Source organism: Rheinheimera sp. UJ63 (assembly GCF_021568285.1).
Taxonomy (GTDB): Bacteria; Pseudomonadota; Gammaproteobacteria; order Enterobacterales; family Alteromonadaceae; genus Alishewanella; species Alishewanella maricola.
Genome location: NZ_JAKGTQ010000002.1, coordinates 46,481 through 64,388, shown reverse-complemented (window position 1 = coordinate 64,388; position 17,908 = coordinate 46,481). Strand labels below are relative to the sequence as shown.

The window sequence follows — 17,908 nt, the reverse complement described above, 5'->3', positions numbered from 1 at the left end:
GGCACTGTAGATGATGTTGTAACTAAAGCTTAGTTAGCCGTTTGATAGCGTTGCTGATAACGCTGGTGTAGCTGTTTATGTTTGTTATTCAGATCAACATTGCGACCGTCAATCCATAATTGCATGATGTTATGCCCACGATAATCAAAAATATCGCCTTCAGACACCACTAAACTCGCGCTCTTACCCACCTCAATCGAGCCTAAACGATCGGCCACACCGGCAATGTGTGCCGCATCTAAGGTTAAGGCACGTAGCGCTTGCGCAGGTTCTAAACCGTAACGCGTGACATGGCCCGCAGCAAACACCAGGTTGCGGGTATCCCAGAAACCATCCAGCGATAACGCGAAACGCACACCGGCTTTTTGCAGCACACCTGGCACGCTAAAGGCTTGATCATAGGCTTCATCGGTACGCGTCGGTAAGCCATAAGGCGCGGTATAAATCACATCCACGTTATTCGCCGCCAGTTCATCTGCCATGCGCCAGCTATCGCGCCCCCCCACAATCACTAAACGGACCTTGTATTGTTTAGCTAAGCTGATGGCTTGACGCATTTGTCTTGGATCATCGGCATGAACAAATAAGGGTAAGTTACCTTCAAACAACGCTAACATGGCATGCCAGCGTGAATCACGGCCACGATTTAAGCCGGCTTGCTCAGCTAAATAATAGGCTTGTGCTTGGCTAAAGTAGCTTTGTAACTGCTCCAGTTGCTCACGTTGCCGCTCTTGCTGCTTTTCCGCACTATCGCGCACCCACCAACCGGTTTGTAAGCCCATGCGCGGCCAATTCACGTGTAAGCCCACATTGGCTTGAACTAAGGCATCTTGCCAATTCCAACCGTCTAACTGCATTAATGCTGAACGACCGGTGATTAAGCTACCATCAGGATAAATTAAGCTATGGCTAAAACCGTTGCTGCGAATAGTTGGGATCACCGCAGAATCAGCATTAAAGGCCACTTGCACTTGCAAATCCGGGTTCGTGGCTGAGGTTTCACGATCATCACGCGTGGCACGCACGGCTTCAACTTCAATTAAGCCTAATTGGTTAATCAAAGCAATAAGCCCCGGATACACATGCTTACCGGTTAAATCTTCTACTTGCGCCCCGGCAGGTGCCGTTAAGTTTGTGCCCATCGCGGCAATTTTACCATCGACCAGTAAAACATCTTGAATGGCCGGCTCGGTTACCACGGCGTGCACCGTGGCATTTTTCAATAATACTGGCACGCTTTGTTTTGGTGCAGGTACGGGGTTTACCGCTAGCACGCTGCTAGTTGCCAGCGTCAGTGCTGCGGCAAGAATAGTGGTTAATTTTTTCATTAGTGTTGCTCCCCATGGGCATGAGCATGGCTTTCTGTGGCAGAGCCAAAACCAAAGCGCAATTTCAACCAGTCATCGTTATCTTCACAATGCCAAATCGGATCATCTTGCTTATAGGCGTTGCTACTGCCGTTACGCGCAGCGTCACCTGCGGTTAAGACCTTTTGGATCAACTGTTGCCGCTCTTGCTCAAGCTGTTGCCGCTTTGCCAAGTCTTCAGCACGGTCGAAGTAACGAGCCCCTTCAATCCACGTTTGTTGTGCCACACTGTAAACGGATAATGGATGGGCATCCCATAACACGAAATCGGCTTGTTTACCGACGGCAATTGAACCGACTTTATCGTCAATTTTTAATTGTTTTGCTGGGTTTAACGTAACCATCTTCAAGGCTTCTTGCTCATCCATATTACAATACATGGTTGATTTTGAGGCCTCTTGATTCAAACGACGCAGTAAACCAGGATCATCAGAGTTAACGCTCACTAACATACCCTGCTCATGCATCAAACAGGTGTTAGTTGGAATGGCATCCGTGACTTCCATCTTAAAGCCCCACCAGTCAGCAAAGGTCGATGCACTGGCACCATGCGCTTTCATTTCACTCGCTACCTTGTAGCCTTCTAAGATGTGGGTGTAAGTATTCACTTTGAAACCCATTTCATCAGCAACTTTCATCAACATTAAAATTTCAGAAGCCACATAAGAGTGTGTATGAATATGACGTTTACCTTCTAGAATTTCGACCAAGGTATCCATCTGATAATCACGGCGAGGAGGGGCAACACGGCCTTGCTCACGCTTAGACAGTTTATTGAACGCTTGCCAAGCCGCACGGTATTCTTTAGCCGCTTGGAATTGATCGCGAATAAAGGTTTCAACACCAATACGGGTTTGCGGGTAACGGGTATTGAACTCAGAGCCCCAGTTAGATTGCTTTACGTTTTCACCTAACGCAAATTTGATACTCGGAGGTGCATCTTTAAATTTCAGCCCTTCTGCATCTTGCCCCCAGCGTAAGCTGATAATTTGCGCACGACCACCAATCGGGTTAGCACTACCATGTAGTACCTGCACTGCGGTAACACCACCGGCTAAAGCACGATAGATGTTGATATCATCTGAGTTAATCACATCACCTAAGTGCACTTCGGCAGTATTAGCATGTGAACCCTCGTTCACCCCTTGCTCGGTGGCAATATGTGAGTGCTCGTCAATAATACCTGGCGTTAAATGTAAACCCGTGGCATCGATTACCGTATAACCGCGTGGCGTAGTCAGGTTTTGGCCAATTTTCTCAAACTTACCATTGCGCACCAGCACATCACTTTCGGTTAACACACCGTCTGCTGTTGCTGTCCACACGGTCGCATTTTTGATGTGCAGGTTTTGTTGCTGCGGTAAGGCATCTAAACCAAAAGCACGATTAGGATAAGTCAGTTTCGACAACATCGCTGGCACGGCTTTAGCGGGCTTGGCATCTTTACTGCTGACTGCAACTTGCTGTTTGGCGCTGACAGCCACTTCATTACCCTGTGCATCTAACCAATAACCCTTAAGTTGTTGCTCAGACCAAACACCATTAAATTGCAGCACCGCAGCTTGTTCGGTGAGCTTTTGTAACGGCAAGCTAAATTGTAACCGCTGGTCTTGCACCATCAGGTGCGTCAGTTTTACTTTTTTATCACCCAGTGCCGCTTCACCGCTTATTTTCGGCGCCGTACCCGTTAGCGTCACGCTAAACGTTTGGTCTTGATAAGTAAGTTGATACTCACCTGCAAAAGCGGTGGGTTGCACACTGGTAAAGCGTTTTTCTTGGCCACGTAACCAGGTTGCGACAATTTCACCGTCGGTGAACAGATCGCCTCGGCTGATCACAAGATCGGCCTGATAACCGGCAGCAATTTTACCTAACCTATCGTCTAAACCCAGTAAACTGGCTGGTGTGGTGGTTAAGGCTGCGAGCGCTTGCTGTTTATCTAAGCCGTATTGAATAGCTTTGCGTAAGTTGGGTAAAAACTCGGATTTTTTAGTTAAACCATGCGTTGTGAAAGCAAAGTTTACCCCAGCTTTAGCCACTTCAGCCGGGTTAGCCGGTGCCCGCTCCCAGTGCCGTAAATCAGCAAGATTCACGTCTAAACGCTGCTCAGCCGCGCTAACCTGGGGTGCGGCGGGAAAATTCAGTGGTAGCAACACAGGTTTACCGGTCGCTTTAATTTGTGGCAAGCGGCTGTATTCATAGCCAGAGCCTAATAACAGCGCATTTTTAAGATTAAATTCGCTGAGTAATTGATTGGCGCGCAGTAATGAACGATCGTCTGTGGTATCAAACAAGATGCCCTGGCTGCTTAAACTGCTAAGCGCTTCTAAAGCCGCGTTAAACTCAACCGGCTTACCCTGAACGCTTAAATTCGGGCTAGCCGTGGCCGCTTGATACCAATTAGCATCGGACAAGGTTTGACGGATCAGCGCGATAGATCCCATCAACGAAGAAGGATAGGTTTGCTGCGAGCTGCCTTTGCTAAAAGATAAAAAATGCTGAGCGTCAGCTTTTAAAATTAAATCATTTGGTAAGCCTTCACCTAAAGAGGCAACAAAAGCGGTTCCACGAAAAATACCGTCTTGGCGGGCACTTTGTACCGTTGTAAAACCGGCTTTTAATAACTCGGTCGCCGCTTTACTGTCGGGTTTAAATTGGGTTGCCCAACGTTGCTGTGCATGAATGGCGTCGTTTGCTGCATTGCCCCCCTTTCGCGCATTTTCATAAATAGGGTTACGACCACCAAAGCGCGCACGCTCAGGCTGACTGGCAGCAGGAACACCGTATTGAGTGTAAGGGTCAATAAAACCGGGATATACAAAGTAACCTTGTAAATCAATGGTTTGATAACCGGCAGGGATCTTAGCGCTGGTTGAAACCGCTTCAATTTTACCATCACGAATTAAGATGGTTGCACCGGTAAGTTCTTTGCCCGGTTCGGTCAGAACAGTGGCATTGGTCAGAGCCACGAGATTCGGGGTTTTATCCCGGATCCCTAACTCTGGCGTGGTCTGAGCCGCATAGCTGGTCGCGCTAAGCAAAGCCAAGGTCAAAAGTGACAGGCGAGCTGATATCATAACGTTTTCCTGGTTTTGAGTGGATGTAAGGTATCACAGCGTTAGTTGCGGTCAGCGCAGGCTGTTTAGTCAATCACCCCTGCGTTTTAATGGTGTTAATCGAAACAACAATTACCCCGCACTGAACGACCGATTGATCCTGTACCCTATGTTTTTATTGTAAATGTCAGATGACTTAACTCTTGCTCTGCCAACGGCATACTGTAGTAATACCCCTGGACAATATAGCAAGCATTTTGCTTTAAGAAGTCTACCTGAGCTTCTGACTCGACCCCTTCAGCGACAACGCGTAATTGCATCTTTTGCGCCATCGCAATAATGGCAGAGACAATGTCCATATCGTTCCGATCTTCTGGAATATCTTTAACAAAAGAGCGGTCGATTTTCAGCTCGTCTACTGGGAATCGCTTCAAATAATTAAGCGATGAATAGCCTGTACCAAAGTCATCAATAGATAAAGAGACGCCGAGACGTTTTAACTGATTTAACTGTTTAATAGCCGCATCAGTATCGCCCATCAGCATACTTTCGGTAATTTCAAACACTAAATAGCTTGGATCGACACCGGTCCGCTGGATAATTTGTTCAATCATCGTCGGTAAACGATTGTCGTTAAATTGGCGCGCCGATAAGTTAATTGACAAACTAACGGCATAGCCACGGCTGTGTTGTCGAGCCAGAAAACGGCACGACTCTAGAATAATCCACTCACCAATTTTCACAATCAAGCCGGTACTTTCCGCCACCGGAATAAAGCGCGCCGGAGGCACTAGGGTATTGTCGGGTCGCAGCCAGCGGATCAAGGCCTCATAACCCACTACGGTGTCATCTTGAATATCAATTTTGGGTTGGTAATACATCAGGAATTGTTGCTCGCGGATCGCTTCACGTAACTGATTTTCAATCAATAAACGATCGGTCGCGGCTTCATTTAACTCGCGTGAGAAAAACCGGTAAGTATTTTTGCCACGCGCTTTTGCTTCATACATGGCCAAATCAGCATGTTTTATCAGAACTTCTTCTTCCGCACCGTCATCAGGCGCCACAGTAATACCAATAGAGGCACTAATGGCGACCGTATGCGTTCCTAATTGCACTGGCTGAGTAAAGGCTTGTTGTAAATTGCCGGCAATTTGCCCTGCATGCATTTTGTCTTTTATATCGCTTAAAATAACGGCAAATTCATCGCCGCCGAGCCTGGCGATAGTATCATCTTCACGCAAACGTGAGGTTAAACGCTTAGCCACTTCGATCAATAATTCATCGCCAGCGTCGTGGCCTAAAGTATCATTAATTAATTTAAATTCGTCTAAGTCAAAGTACAACAAAGCAAAGGTGTAATAACCGCGTTGCGACATGGAAATGGCTTTGCGTAATTGGTTGCGGAAATAACTGCGATTGGCCAAGCCAGTGAGTGAGTCGAAGTAAGCCAATTGCTCCATTTGCTTTTGGCTGCGCTTAATAAAAGAAATGTCTTGCATCGCCGCAACATAATGAGATAACTCACCACGCTCGTCTCGGATCGGCGCTAAGGCTAAAGTGACCCAAGCTTGTTCTGTTTCGTCTGTGGCATCTTCTTGCAATAACAACACATCACCACGCCAGTGTTGCCGCTCTGCCAATGACTGCATCATATCATTGGTCAGTTTTTGCATATCTTCAGCGAACAAACTACTTAAGGGTTTTCCCAAGATACTGGCGCTTTGAACCTTTAACAACGTCGTCAAAAATGGGTTTACATACTCAATATCAAGATGCTTATTGGTAATCACAATTCCTGAACTGGAAAAAGCGACCGCTTTACTGAGTTTACGCGCCAGCAATTCGGCTTGTTCTTTTTCGGCAATCCGCGTATCTAAACCAGTAACTAATTGATTAATTTCTTCAAACATCGCGGTAAAGGCGCGGTTTAAAATACCCAGTTCATCGTGTTTGGTATCCAATTGTAAGCCAGGATGCGCCCCGCGCCCGACCCGATTTACCGCAGAGGCTAATTTTTTCAGCCGTTTTAACAGCATTTGGTTAATGAAAAAATGCAATAACAGCGTCACGGCAATCGCCACTAACAAAGTTAAAAACAGTAGGCGAGGAACAAAAAAGTCTTGTTGTTGTAATAAAGTTCGTTTTTCTTGATAAAGCGCAAACTGCCAATCTAAACGATTAAAGGCACTTAGCGCCATCATAAAACGGCTATGACTCAAGGTTTGATTGGGCGTTTGCAGTAATTCACTTAATACAGGATCGCTCACTTTAGCGCCCTGATAAGGGCTAAACATCGGCAAATTGCGCATTGAAGACGATACGCTATCACTGATGACTTGCCCCATTCTATCGAGTAGCAAGGCATGGGTATTTGGCTTGTATTCAGCCGAGGCGCTGCGATGCTGTGTTAATTCTGAAAGAGGCAGCGTAAAACCCATTACGCCAAGAAACTGTTCTTGCTGATAGACCGGCAGCAACATACTCAGCATCCATTGTTGCCAAATACTGTCAAAATACACCGGGCTCCAGCGCAAACTGCGTTCAGGGTTTTGCTTTGGTGCTGCTAATTGAAATAAGGGGTTGTTCAATAGGGAAATATCGGCCGAGAAATCTGCCGCCCAACCTGCTGGCGTTACCTGAACATAGTTATCTTTGGCAATAAAAAACACAGCAAAGAAATCATGTTGCAACAACGGCACAGTATCGTGCCAAACCGCAGTACTGCGCTGTAATAAACTATTTTGCACATTGACCCGGGCGTCCGGCGCAATATACAGGCCAGAAAAATCATGTTGTTGGCGACGTGAACCATCGGCTAAGGTGGTTAATAAGGCTGTATTAGAACGGGTAACTGGGCGCTCGTTTAATTGCTCACTGATCAGTTGGTGAGCTCGGCGTGCTTTGATTTCTTGTTTTTCGAGGTATTTGTCTAATTGCTGATGATAAAAATCGCTATTGCGCTGCAATAGTGCTTGTTTTTTTAACTGCACTGCCTCATCAGTTTGCTGTTGATACAGGCCATAAGTAAACATCACGGTAAGACCGGCAATCAGCATAGCCAAAAACACCAGGATTGAAAATTTCAAACCCAGTGAGTTGAATCCTTTGGCATTATTATGGGTAAGATCCTTCACGAATTTGGCTCACTGCTGTTATAGTGACCTGATAGTATCCCTGTCAGGTATGCAATAAAGACGACTTGTACTTTACCATTATTTTACGACAATCGACTAGAAGAGAGTAACAATATGAAAAAAGCCCTAATTTCTTCCCTACTTTGTTTATCTATCGCTTTACCGGTCGTCGCCGCTACGGCATTTACTGACGGTAAAGATGCGGTGTCATACCGTCAAGCTAACTTTCAGATGATCCGCCATAACATGGGCGACATCCAAGATATGATCCGCGGTAATGTGGCTTTTGACGTTGAGCGCGTGCAGCGTCGCGCTGAGGCGCTAGCCTTATTATCGCAACTGCCATGGGAAACGTTTACCGTGCCTGGCACTCAAGGGGCGGGCGGTGAAGTAAAACCGGCTATTTGGGATAACTTAGCGGATGTGCAAGAGCGTGGTGAAAAACTGGCTGCAGATGCTGCCGCTTTATTAGTTGCAGCAAAGGCCGGCGAGCAAGCGGCTATTCGCAAAGCGTTTAGCGACTATGCGCGTAACTGCAAAGCTTGCCATGATAAATACAAAGCTGATTAATAAACTCAGCTTGATCAGCTGATTATTTAAAGCCCGCTGGCACGTGGTAACCGCATGCCAGCGGGCTTTTTGCTAAACGGTAAACGTTTTCAAAGAAACAAGATAAGAATACGACCTTGCCACAGATAAAAACCGAGCAGCGCCAGTAGCACGATAACAAAATAACGCCATGTTGATTTCAACTGCGGGATGGCGTTTGCAGGTACCTCATTTTTACCAGTGAACATCGACAAAATGACATTGTCGTGACGCCAGCTATGCCAAACAGCAGCAAACACATGCACAAACACCGCGATTAAAATCAGATCGATTACGGTTTTATGCACATCAGAAGCCAGCGACACCCAACTTTCAGGCAATTGTGCAACTAAAGGGCCGTCACTAATATAGCTGTTATCAAAAGTGGCTAGGCCACTGAGAATTTGCAGCGTTAATAAGCCTAACAGCGTAAAAATCATATAAGAACCGGCCGGATTATGACCAAGCACCGGTTTTGGCTGGCGTAAAAAACGCCAAGCCGCACGAGGTGAATAGCTAAAATTGCGAAAAAGCGCGGTACTACTACCAAAAAAGCCCCAATACAGGCGCCCGATTAACAGAGCCGCTAAACTGTAAGCTAACAATTGATGCTGTGCCATCAAACCTTCGGTACCGGTATACCACAGCCCAAGCAGCAGCAACACTTGCGACCAATGAAATACCCTGACGGCGAGATCCCACACTTGCATCTTTCTTAACATTGAACTTTCCTTTTGTTGTGCTAACCTTTTGATCTTATACCAGCAGGACATAAAAATGAAAATAATCAGCTGGCTGTTGTCGCTAGTCGTGGCCGTGATATTAATTGTATTGGCTGTGGCTTATTATTGGCTTAACGGCAGTTTACCCGATTATAACGGTCGCTATCAGGCCCCCATAGCACATCCGGTTAGTTTAAAGCGCGATCAACTAGGTTACTTAACCATCCACGCCACCGACCGTTCAGATACCGCTTATGCACTGGGCTTTGCGCACGCTCAAGAACGTTTCTTTCAAATGGATTTATCACGGCGCAGTGCAGCCGGTGAATTATCGGCTTTATTCGGGCAGCAAGCACTGAACACTGATATCAGCCATCGCCGCCACCTGTTTCGACAACGCGCCGAACATATCCTGACACAGCTTAAGGCGACAGATCTCGAGTTGTTAGCCGCTTACAGTCGAGGTGTTAACGATGGCTTAAACCGCTTACGCCAACCTCCTTTTGAATATCTGTTATTACAAACGACGCCCGAGCCTTGGTTAGAGCAAGATAGTCTGTTAGTCATTTACAGTATGTACCTAGATTTACAGGGTAAAATGGGGCGTGATGATTATGCGATGACCAAATTAAAAGCCGCGTTACCACAAGACTGGTATCAGTTTTTGCAACAGCATAGCCCACAGTGGCAAGCGGCCATTGATGGTAGCGAACAGCAAGCCATTGCCCTACCTAGCTCACCGTATCCCAGTGTTTTACAACAGCAATTAAGTTGTATTGAATGCACACCGGCTGACGCAGTCGATTTAGGCAGTAATAATTTTGCGGTTGCCGGCCACTTAACCGGGCATGGCGCAGCCATTTTGGCTGATGATATGCATTTATCGCTAAGGGTGCCAGGCGTCTGGTTCAAAACGCAATTAAATTGGGTTGAAGATCAGCAAACGCAACAAGTCACGGGTTTAAGTTTACCCGGTACACCGGCGATTGTGGTCGGTAGTAATGGCAAAATTGCGTGGGGTTTTACCAATAGTACAGCCGATTGGCATGATTTAATCAGCCTAACCCTGTCTGATGATAAACAGCAGTATCTCAGCCCCAACGGCTGGCAACCTCTTGAGTACATCACTGAGCGCATTACCATTCGCGACGCGCCAGCGCATTCACTATTAATCAAACAAACCGAATGGGGCCCGCTTATCCCCTTTGCGGATGGCCAACCTTATGCTCTGCGTTGGATAGCGCATGATCAGCAAGCGGTGAATCTGAACTTACGTTATTTAGAACAAGCTGAGTCTGCGGCCGAAGTGTTGCGTTTTGCTAATACTATGGGTATTCCCGCACAAAACGTGTTAGTTGCCGACCAACAAGGTCATATTGGCTGGTCTATATTTGGTCCAATGCGCAAGCGACATGTGGCCGATTGGGATACCGCTCAGGATTGGAGCAAGGGTGATAACTATTGGGGCGAGCTGTTAGAGGCGGCCGCTTATCCGCAACTCCTCAACCCAACGTCAGGTCGGTTGTGGTCTGCGAATGCTCGCACCGTAGGTGGCGAGTTTTATAAGCTGTTAGGAAATGGCGGCTATGATTTAGGCGCAAGAGGTAAACAAATAGCCGATGCGTTAACTGCACTGCCCCAAGCGGATGAATTGGCGCTACATCAAATCCAGCTGGATACCCAAGCGCATTTATTGCAGCCGTGGCAGGCGTTATTACTCGATACCCTAACGCCTGAGCGCAGTGAGCAGTATCAATTAACCGAGTTTCGCCAGCTGATTGCGCAGTCTAGCTTAAAAGCGGATGTGAATGATGTCGGTTACACTTTGCTTCGGCAATTTCGTTTAACTACGCTAGAACTGACCTTTGCGCCCCTATCAGCCTTATTAGAACACGTGGGCAGTCGCAGCAGTGATCTAAAATATTCAATGGAAACGCCATTTTGGTTAATGCTTGCGGCAAATCGCGCTGACACCTTACCGCCCAACTATCAAAGCTGGCAGGATTTACTGTTAAGCGCAGCCAAGCAAACCAAGCAGAATATCCAAGCACAATACGGTAGCTTAACCCAAGCCAACTGGGGCACGCGTAATACCAGTAAAATTAAACATCCTTTGTCTGGCGCCATTCCGCTGATTGGCCACTGGCTCAATATGGCCGATACGCCGCTATCGGGTGATAGTCATATGCCAAAGGTGCAACATCCGGCTTTTGGTCAATCGCAAAGAATGGTGGTTGCACCTGGTTTTGAAGAATTAGGCGTCTTAGTGATCAGCAGTGGTCAATCCGGTCACCCCCTTTCCCCTTTTTATCGTAGCGATCATCCTTATTGGCTAGCCGAAGTTGCTTTGCCCTTTTTACCTGGGCCAGAAAAATATCAACAACAGTTAATACCTAACCCTTGACTTTAGCCATCCAGACGGATTAAGGTGTGCAACATGAATATGATGATTTGCTCGCTCGGTTTTTTTAGCTTTACCCCCTAACATTGGGAGGTAGCTGAGCGTGCACGCACGAAAAGCCCAAAACCTCCCCACTCGGGAGGTTTTTTTTTGCAAGTTGACCCTTAAACATAGGTGTAGCACGAGGCCAAATATGGAATTAAATGAGATCCGCACTGCGATTAGTGAAACTGATCAGCAATTATTGAGCTTGCTGTCTAAACGTCGCAAGTTGGCACTGGCCGTGGCAGAAGCAAAGCTATCCCAAAATAAACCCATTCGCGATCAACAACGCGAGCAAGAATTATTATTGTCGCTGATTGAAAAAGGCAAATCGCTGGAACTCGATGCACACTATGTTACGCGGTTATTTCAAGTTGTGATTGAAGACTCGGTATTACAGCAACAAGCTAAAGTGCAAGGCCAATTAAACGGTGATAATTCCCCAGTAGTGAGAGTGGCGTTTTTAGGCGGGCAAGGCTCATACAGTTACTGGGCAACCCAAAAATACTTTACCCGTCGCGCTGAGCGTATTATCGAATTAGGCTGCGATAGCTTTAATGAAATTGTCAAAGCGGTAGAAACCGGCCATGCCGACTATGCGGTATTACCGATTGAGAATACCTCGTCAGGTTCAATTAACGAAGTGTATGACATCTTACAACATACCCGTTTATCCATTGTAGGTGAACTCACGCACCCCATTGAACATTGCTTACTCGGCTTACCGGGTACCGATCTCACGAAAATCCGCCAAGTGTGTTCTCATCCGCAAGTGATTGCGCAGTGTAGTCAGTTTTTACTCGGTTTAACGAACGTGAAAATAGACTACTGTGAAAGCTCTTCCGCCGCGTTTGCCAAAGTAAAAGAGTTACAGGATCCTAGCATTATTGCTATTGGTGGCGAAGAAGGCGGCAAACTCTATGGTTTAGAAGTACTGACACGCCAATTAGCCAATCAAAAAGCCAATATCAGCCGCTTTATCGTGGTCGCCCGTAAATCGGTCAATGTTGCCAAAGCCATCCCAGCAAAAACCACTTTTATTATGTATACCGGGCAGCAACCCGGTGCACTGGTAGAAGCCTTGCTAGTGTTAAAGCAGCATGGCATTAGTATGAGTAAATTAGAATCGCGCCCGATCAACGGCAACCCGTGGGAAGAAATGTTTTATGTGGATGTTTCTGCCAATCTGAACGACTACGCCATGACACGCGCACTAGAAGAGTTAAATAACCTGACAAAATTTATCAAGGTACTGGGTTGCTATCCAAGCGATGATATCACGCCAACGCAACCTGAAAGTTAAATGATAAAACAGCCACTTGAGCGAATGCCGAGCAGTGTAGTGTGTTATTAAACAGCATTAACTGACGGGCATTTGCAACAGTGGCTGCCTCTGCTTGTCGTAAACTCCGTTAGAAATCGAAGCTATCGCCTTTCGCCGGAATTTGCGAAGCAATACCGAGCTCGGCTAACTTTTCTTGTAAAACCAATTGCGCCTCTGGCTCACCATGGATTAAGTAAAAATCGGGTTGACCCGTAATGGCTTTAGCCCATGCTAATAACTCGCTTTGCCCTGCATGTGCCGAAAAGCCGCCAATAGTATGAACATTGGCTTTCACCACGATATCTTGCCCAAACATTTTCACACGTTTTTCGCCGTCAACCAGCCGCCGACCTAAAGTACCTCGGGCTTGAAAGCCGATAAAGATAAGGTGATTGGTATTTTTCCAGAGGTTATGTTTTAAGTGGTGCACAATACGACCACCATTACACATACCGCTTCCCGCAATAATAATCGCCCCTTGGCTGATCCGATTAATCGCCATCGAATCTTCAACGGTTTCTGATAATTTCAAAATCGGCAGTAATTGTTGCAGCGTCATGCCCGGTTTGTAACCAATTTTATCTAAATCGGCTTGATCAAGGCGATGTAAGTACTCGTTATAGATCTTGGTAATGCTAATGGCCATTGGGCTGTCTAAAAACACCATACGTTGCTTTAAACGGCCTTGTTTAAAGAGCAAGGCGAGATAATACAAAATCTCTTGCGAGCGCCCTAAAGCAAAGGCGGGGATAAAGACATTACCATTTTCGTTATAGGCTTGTTCAAGTGCTGCAGCGAGCTCTTCAATGGTATCGGCTAGTGGTTGGTGATCACGATTACCATAAGTACTTTCCATTAACACGATATCAGCTTGACCAATATCCGTAGCCGGCGGTAACAGTACCGTAGCAGGGTTGCCAAGATCGCCAGAGAACACCAACTTGCGCATGGCTTGTTTTCCCTTCAACCACAGTTGCACAATGGCCGAGCCTAAAATATGCCCCGCATCAGCAAACTCCAGCTCTACGCCATCGAGCGGGAAACCGCGTTTGCTGTAGGGTAACTCCACAATCAAATCCACCACACGCTCAACATCCTTCACCGACATCACCGGGGATTGCGGCTTTTTACCCGCACGCACCGCTTTTTTATTTTGCCATTCCAAATCTTTTAAATATAAGTTAACCGAATCTTTCAGTAGCACCGGTAAAATATCAGCCGTGCCCGGTGTGCAATAAATTTTGCCATGAAACCCTTTAGAAACTAACAAGGGTAATAAACCACTGTGATCGATGTGTGCGTGAGATAACACCACCGCATCAATGTCTTTGGCATTAAAAGGAAAACGAAACTTGTGCCATTCCTTAACCTGATCATGGCCTTGTACCATGCCACATTCGAGTAATAGCTGCTGATGAGGTAACTTGATCAGATAACAGGAGCCGGTGACTTGCTGAGCAGCACCGATGAAGGTCAAACTGGCATTAACTGGCATGACTGTGTTCCTCTTGTTCTTGTTGGGATGTCGGCCCGTCTGTTGTGGTTAGTAGCGCACCTAACGAGAGCATGGCTTTGGTCAGTTGTTGATTAAAGCGGCGTAATTCCGCAATTCGTAACAGCTGATCGCCACCATTGTCGGTACTCACGCGTTCGGTCAGTACCAATAGATACAATTGTTCTTTAATTTTTTGGCGTTGTTTCATTAAATCCCGATAGCAACTGCGCACTTTGGCGGCATCTTCTGGCCAATGCGCCTGTTGTAATTGTTGCCATAACGTTTGTTCCGGCACAAACGCAGTCGCATTGCTGGTTAATTGCTTAGCAAGCTGCGGTAGCAATTGAATCGTCATTTCTAAGCGCATTTGATTTTTAATAAGTTCATTTAACGCTTTAGACTCGGCGGCGGATAATTCACTTTTACCCAATTTTAATAAATAACTGTTCAGCTCGGTTTGTAATTGCTTGATGTTATTTAAGCCCGCACTGGCTTGAGGTGTATCAGCATGCAACATCAAGGCTTGCTGACTAATCAGTTGGCCAACATGCAGTGTTTCCATAACCAAACTTTTAATCGCAACCGACGGAATACTTAAACTAGACGCATCTAACATGCGTAATTGGCCGGGGCTGTGCTGTCGAAAACGGCCATTTAAAAAAAGCACCAAGCGAGCGGTTAAAGGCCACATTAACAGTACACCCAGCACATTAAATAGCGTATGAAACAAGGCCAAGCTGATGGCGGGGTTTGGGTCGTGAAATAACGCCTGCTGCAGTTGCAAAATAAGCCATAACAAAGGGCTGATCAGCAATACCGCAACCACACCGGTTATCACATTAAAAATCACATGCAATAGCGCTAAGCGTTTAGCCTGTGCCGTGGCCGCTAAAGTTGACATGATGGCGGTTGAAGTGGTGCCAAGGTTAGCGCCAATAACAAAAGCCGCCGCTAACGATAACGGAAGAACACCTGCAGACACTGCGGTAATCACTAAGGCAATCACCGCTATAGACGCTTGCATTAACACACTTAATAACGTGCCTAATGCCACCCCTAACAATATGCCCCATAAGCCCCATTGGCTTAACGCTGAAAATTCAATATCGAGAAAAACAGCATTAAAACCTTCTTTTAAAAACCCCAGCCCTAAAAAGAAAAAACCGAAACCGACTAACGCTTCACCCACGCCTTGCTTTTTTACTGTCTTCGTAAACAGTTTAAGCATCGCGCCTAGGCCGACTAAGGGTAACGCAAACACTTCTATCTTAAATTGTAGACCAATTAGCGCCACAAACCAGCCGGTTAATGATGTCCCCACATTACTGCCGTAAATGACAAAGGCAGCATTTTGCAAAGATAAAATACCCGCATTAACAAAACCAATGGTGGTAATGGTGATGACCGTTGAGGATTGCACCGCAACCGTAGCCGCTGTGCCAAACACTAAGCCTTGCCAAGGTTTGGTGGTCCAACGTTGTAAAAACTGCATTAATGCTGGCCCGGCTGCCGTTTTTAAACCTTTACTAAGCCAGTCCATCCCTAACAGTAAGATCCCTAGCGCACCAAAGGTCACTAAAATATCTGACCACATAGCTGTCCTAATTTTTTTATTTGTTATAACACCACTTTAACCTGTTCGCGCGGTACTATGTGTACTCTTAACAGAAAATAATTTTTCCTCAGGGGTTTTCAGTATGTCGGAAAACAGTACCTTATATAAACGCCATTTTGCCAGTGCTCAAGAATCATTAGATGCGATCACGCAATTACAAGATCATAATTCCTTTAAGCTCGCCTTCGCTGACAATGGTTTTTTAATGCAAGACGAGCTGCGCCATGTTCGTCTGCAGTTAGAATATTTAAAACCACAGATGGTACTTGAGCAGCACGGCATTAATGCCACTATCGTCGTATTTGGCAGTGCCCGTTTTCTGTCACCGAGTGTTGCAGCAAGTCAACTGGCAGAGGTTGAACAACGCTATGCGGGGCAAGAACATACCGCTGACGCTGTGAGTGCACTGCAGCAAGCGCAACGCGATGTGAGGAACAGTCAGTACTATGCAGCCTCGCAAGCATTTGCTCGCATCGTCACCACACACAATGGCAAGCATCCCGCAACAGGCTTAATGATTATCAGCGGCGGCGGCCCAGGTGTGATGGAAGCCGCCAATCGTGGTGCGATGGATGCCAATGGTAAAAGCATTGGTTTAAATATTGTTTTACCCAAAGAGCAACATCCAAACCCCTATATCACGCCTGAACTGTGTTTCCAGTTTCACTATTTTGCCATCCGCAAAATGCACTTTTTACAGCGGGCGCAGGCGTTAGTGGCCTTTCCGGGGGGCTTTGGCACTTTAGATGAGTTGTTTGAAACCCTGACACTGATTCAAACTCGTAAAGCCAAACGCGTACCGGTAATTTTATACGATAAAGCGTTTTGGCAGCGTTTAATCAATTTTGACATGCTGGCAGAAGAAGGCTTAATTAGCCCAGAAGATCTCGAGTTAATACAATTTGTAGATACACCTGAGCAGGCGTGGGAAATTATCTATCATTTTTATGGTCTGGCTAACACAGAAACATAAACCCAGCGCTAACTCGCTGGGTTCATTGGCAATTTACTGCTGTTACCTTTAGCTGCGACCATCCGCGGCTTTTTGTAACAGCTGTTTGCTCTCGTGCAAAAACTGCCCTGCTAAATCACCAAAAAACTGTTGCCCTTTGGCAAATTCGGCCATCAAACCGGCTTTATCATTGGCTTGCAACAAGGCTAATAACTGACCAAAACGCTGCTGATAGCGTGATAATAGGCTGGCAACATCACTAGATGACAGCATAATATCGGCATATAACTCGGCATTTTGTGCAAACAAACGGCCAATCATTGCCAACTCTAACCGATAAATGGGTGAGCTCATGGCCAGCAGCTGCTGCAAATCCGCTTTTTCTTCGGCTAAATGTACGCCATAAACCAAAGATGAGAAGTGACGCATCGCTTGGATCAGTTGCATAGCACTGTCATGCGCAGTGGCCTGTTCCTCGGCAAGTTCTGCACCCCAAACCGTTAATTGTTGCAGTAACCATTGATATTGCTGTTCAGCTCGGCCGTGACAGACCACCACCACTTGCTTCACTAAATTCGTAATATCCGGGCCGAACATCGGATGTAAACCCACGACAGGCCCGGCATGCTGCGTCAACATCGCTTGCAAGGGCTTGTCTTTGATACTGGTTAAGTCTGCTAGCACACAATCGCTTGGCAAAGCCGGTAATTTTGCAATCAACTGCGCCGTTAAAGTAATGGGCACCGCCATTAACACCAAGGCTGCATCAGCACATAAGCTGGCGGCTTCTGGCCAATCCTGTTGCTCTAACACCACCACTTGATAGCCAGAACGCGCAAATAAACTGACAAAACGCGCACCGAGCGCCCCAGCACCTCCGACTACCACCACCTTACCACCGCCCTGGCGACAACAAACAAAGCTGATGTCTTGTGTGGCATAAGATTCGCGCATGATGCGCCGCAGCACATCTTCAACCAGCTCGGGCGAGACCTGCTCGGCAATAGCTTGCTCGCGACGCGCCGTTAATAGTTCATGCTCGCGCTCAGGTACGTATACCGGTAAGGCGAAATGCTGCTTCACCTGCCCGACCTGCGCAGTCACTTTAGCGCGTGCCGCTAATAGCCTGACTAGTTCAGCATCAATAGTATCGATTTGCTCGCGCAACGGTTGCAGTGCTTGTTGTGCATGATTAACGGCCGTCATCTG

The 17,908-nt window shown here is 46.6% G+C and carries 11 protein-coding genes; 4 read left to right on the top strand and 7 right to left on the bottom strand.

The annotated features are described in order from the left end of the window. Window positions 1-29: 29 nt before the first annotated feature. The 3 genes from L1N97_RS06355 to L1N97_RS06345 all read right to left on the bottom strand — a co-directional run bounded on the left by L1N97_RS06355 (window position 30) and on the right by L1N97_RS06345 (window position 7,512). Entirely contained in the window at window positions 30-1,328 is a 1,299-nt protein-coding gene (locus tag L1N97_RS06355; protein WP_236129208.1) for an amidohydrolase family protein, read from the bottom strand. Further along, complete coding sequence (locus tag L1N97_RS06350) at window positions 1,328-4,444, bottom strand: amidohydrolase family protein (RefSeq protein ID WP_236129207.1); 3,117 nt, start codon at window positions 4,442-4,444, stop codon at window positions 1,328-1,330. Before L1N97_RS06350 ends, L1N97_RS06355 begins: the two co-directional genes overlap by 1 nt. A gap of 146 nt (window positions 4,445-4,590) precedes the next feature. Beyond that, window positions 4,591-7,512 carry a bifunctional diguanylate cyclase/phosphodiesterase gene (locus L1N97_RS06345; RefSeq protein WP_236129206.1) on the bottom strand — a complete coding sequence of 974 codons (2,922 nt, stop codon included), beginning with the start codon at window positions 7,510-7,512 and terminating at the stop codon, window positions 4,591-4,593. A gap of 162 nt (window positions 7,513-7,674) precedes the next feature. Here L1N97_RS06345 and L1N97_RS06340 point away from each other — a divergent pair, with 162 nt between their 5' ends. Further along, complete coding sequence (locus L1N97_RS06340) at window positions 7,675-8,130, top strand: c-type cytochrome (protein WP_229587895.1); 456 nt, start codon at window positions 7,675-7,677, stop codon at window positions 8,128-8,130. Window positions 8,131-8,219: 89 nt separating this feature from the next. Here the strand turns inward: L1N97_RS06340 and L1N97_RS06335 are convergent, their stop codons facing one another. Continuing rightward, entirely contained in the window at window positions 8,220-8,870 is a 651-nt protein-coding gene (locus L1N97_RS06335) for a cytochrome b/b6 domain-containing protein (protein WP_236129205.1), read from the bottom strand. Window positions 8,871-8,925: 55 nt separating this feature from the next. Here L1N97_RS06335 and L1N97_RS06330 point away from each other — a divergent pair, with 55 nt between their 5' ends. Together L1N97_RS06330 and L1N97_RS06325 are read left to right on the top strand one after the other, a co-directional pair. Further along, window positions 8,926-11,274, top strand: a complete 2,349-nt coding sequence (locus L1N97_RS06330; RefSeq protein ID WP_236129204.1) for a penicillin acylase family protein — start codon at window positions 8,926-8,928, stop codon at window positions 11,272-11,274. A gap of 190 nt (window positions 11,275-11,464) precedes the next feature. Beyond that, a complete protein-coding gene (locus L1N97_RS06325) occupies window positions 11,465-12,616 on the top strand; it encodes a chorismate mutase (RefSeq protein ID WP_236129203.1) in 1,152 nt (383 codons plus the stop codon). A gap of 109 nt (window positions 12,617-12,725) precedes the next feature. On the opposite strand, the gene L1N97_RS06320 is transcribed toward L1N97_RS06325, so the two are convergent. Next, window positions 12,726-14,132, bottom strand: coding sequence for an MBL fold metallo-hydrolase RNA specificity domain-containing protein (locus L1N97_RS06320; protein WP_229587903.1), 1,407 nt, complete (start codon window positions 14,130-14,132; stop codon window positions 12,726-12,728). Beyond that, entirely contained in the window at window positions 14,122-15,726 is a 1,605-nt protein-coding gene (locus L1N97_RS06315; RefSeq protein WP_236129202.1) for a Na/Pi cotransporter family protein, read from the bottom strand. Before L1N97_RS06315 ends, L1N97_RS06320 begins: the two co-directional genes overlap by 11 nt. Before the next feature lie 103 nt (window positions 15,727-15,829). Here L1N97_RS06315 and L1N97_RS06310 point away from each other — a divergent pair, with 103 nt between their 5' ends. Continuing rightward, window positions 15,830-16,720 (top strand): TIGR00730 family Rossman fold protein, encoded by an 891-nt coding sequence (locus L1N97_RS06310; protein WP_236129201.1) that lies wholly within the window; start codon window positions 15,830-15,832, stop codon window positions 16,718-16,720. 48 nt (window positions 16,721-16,768) lie between these two features. Here the strand turns inward: L1N97_RS06310 and tyrA are convergent, their stop codons facing one another. Next, window positions 16,769-17,905, bottom strand: a complete 1,137-nt coding sequence (gene tyrA, locus L1N97_RS06305) for a bifunctional chorismate mutase/prephenate dehydrogenase (protein WP_236129200.1) — start codon at window positions 17,903-17,905, stop codon at window positions 16,769-16,771. Between the last annotated feature and the right edge of the window lie 3 nt (window positions 17,906-17,908).

Bases quoted from the DNA above. Each gene is read 5' to 3' on its own strand.
- L1N97_RS06355 (WP_236129208.1), bottom strand. From the start codon at position 1,328: ATGAAAAAATTAACCACTATTCTTGCCGCAGCACTGACGCTGGCAACT.
- L1N97_RS06350 (WP_236129207.1), bottom strand. From the start codon at position 4,444: ATGATATCAGCTCGCCTGTCACTTTTGACCTTGGCTTTGCTTAGCGCG.
- L1N97_RS06340 (WP_229587895.1), top strand. From the start codon at position 7,675: ATGAAAAAAGCCCTAATTTCTTCCCTACTTTGTTTATCTATCGCTTTA.
- L1N97_RS06335 (WP_236129205.1), bottom strand. From the start codon at position 8,870: ATGTTAAGAAAGATGCAAGTGTGGGATCTCGCCGTCAGGGTATTTCAT.
- L1N97_RS06330 (WP_236129204.1), top strand. From the start codon at position 8,926: ATGAAAATAATCAGCTGGCTGTTGTCGCTAGTCGTGGCCGTGATATTA.
- L1N97_RS06325 (WP_236129203.1), top strand. From the start codon at position 11,465: ATGGAATTAAATGAGATCCGCACTGCGATTAGTGAAACTGATCAGCAA.
- L1N97_RS06320 (WP_229587903.1), bottom strand. From the start codon at position 14,132: ATGCCAGTTAATGCCAGTTTGACCTTCATCGGTGCTGCTCAGCAAGTC.
- L1N97_RS06315 (WP_236129202.1), bottom strand. From the start codon at position 15,726: ATGTGGTCAGATATTTTAGTGACCTTTGGTGCGCTAGGGATCTTACTG.
- L1N97_RS06310 (WP_236129201.1), top strand. From the start codon at position 15,830: ATGTCGGAAAACAGTACCTTATATAAACGCCATTTTGCCAGTGCTCAA.
- tyrA (WP_236129200.1), bottom strand. From the start codon at position 17,905: ATGACGGCCGTTAATCATGCACAACAAGCACTGCAACCGTTGCGCGAG.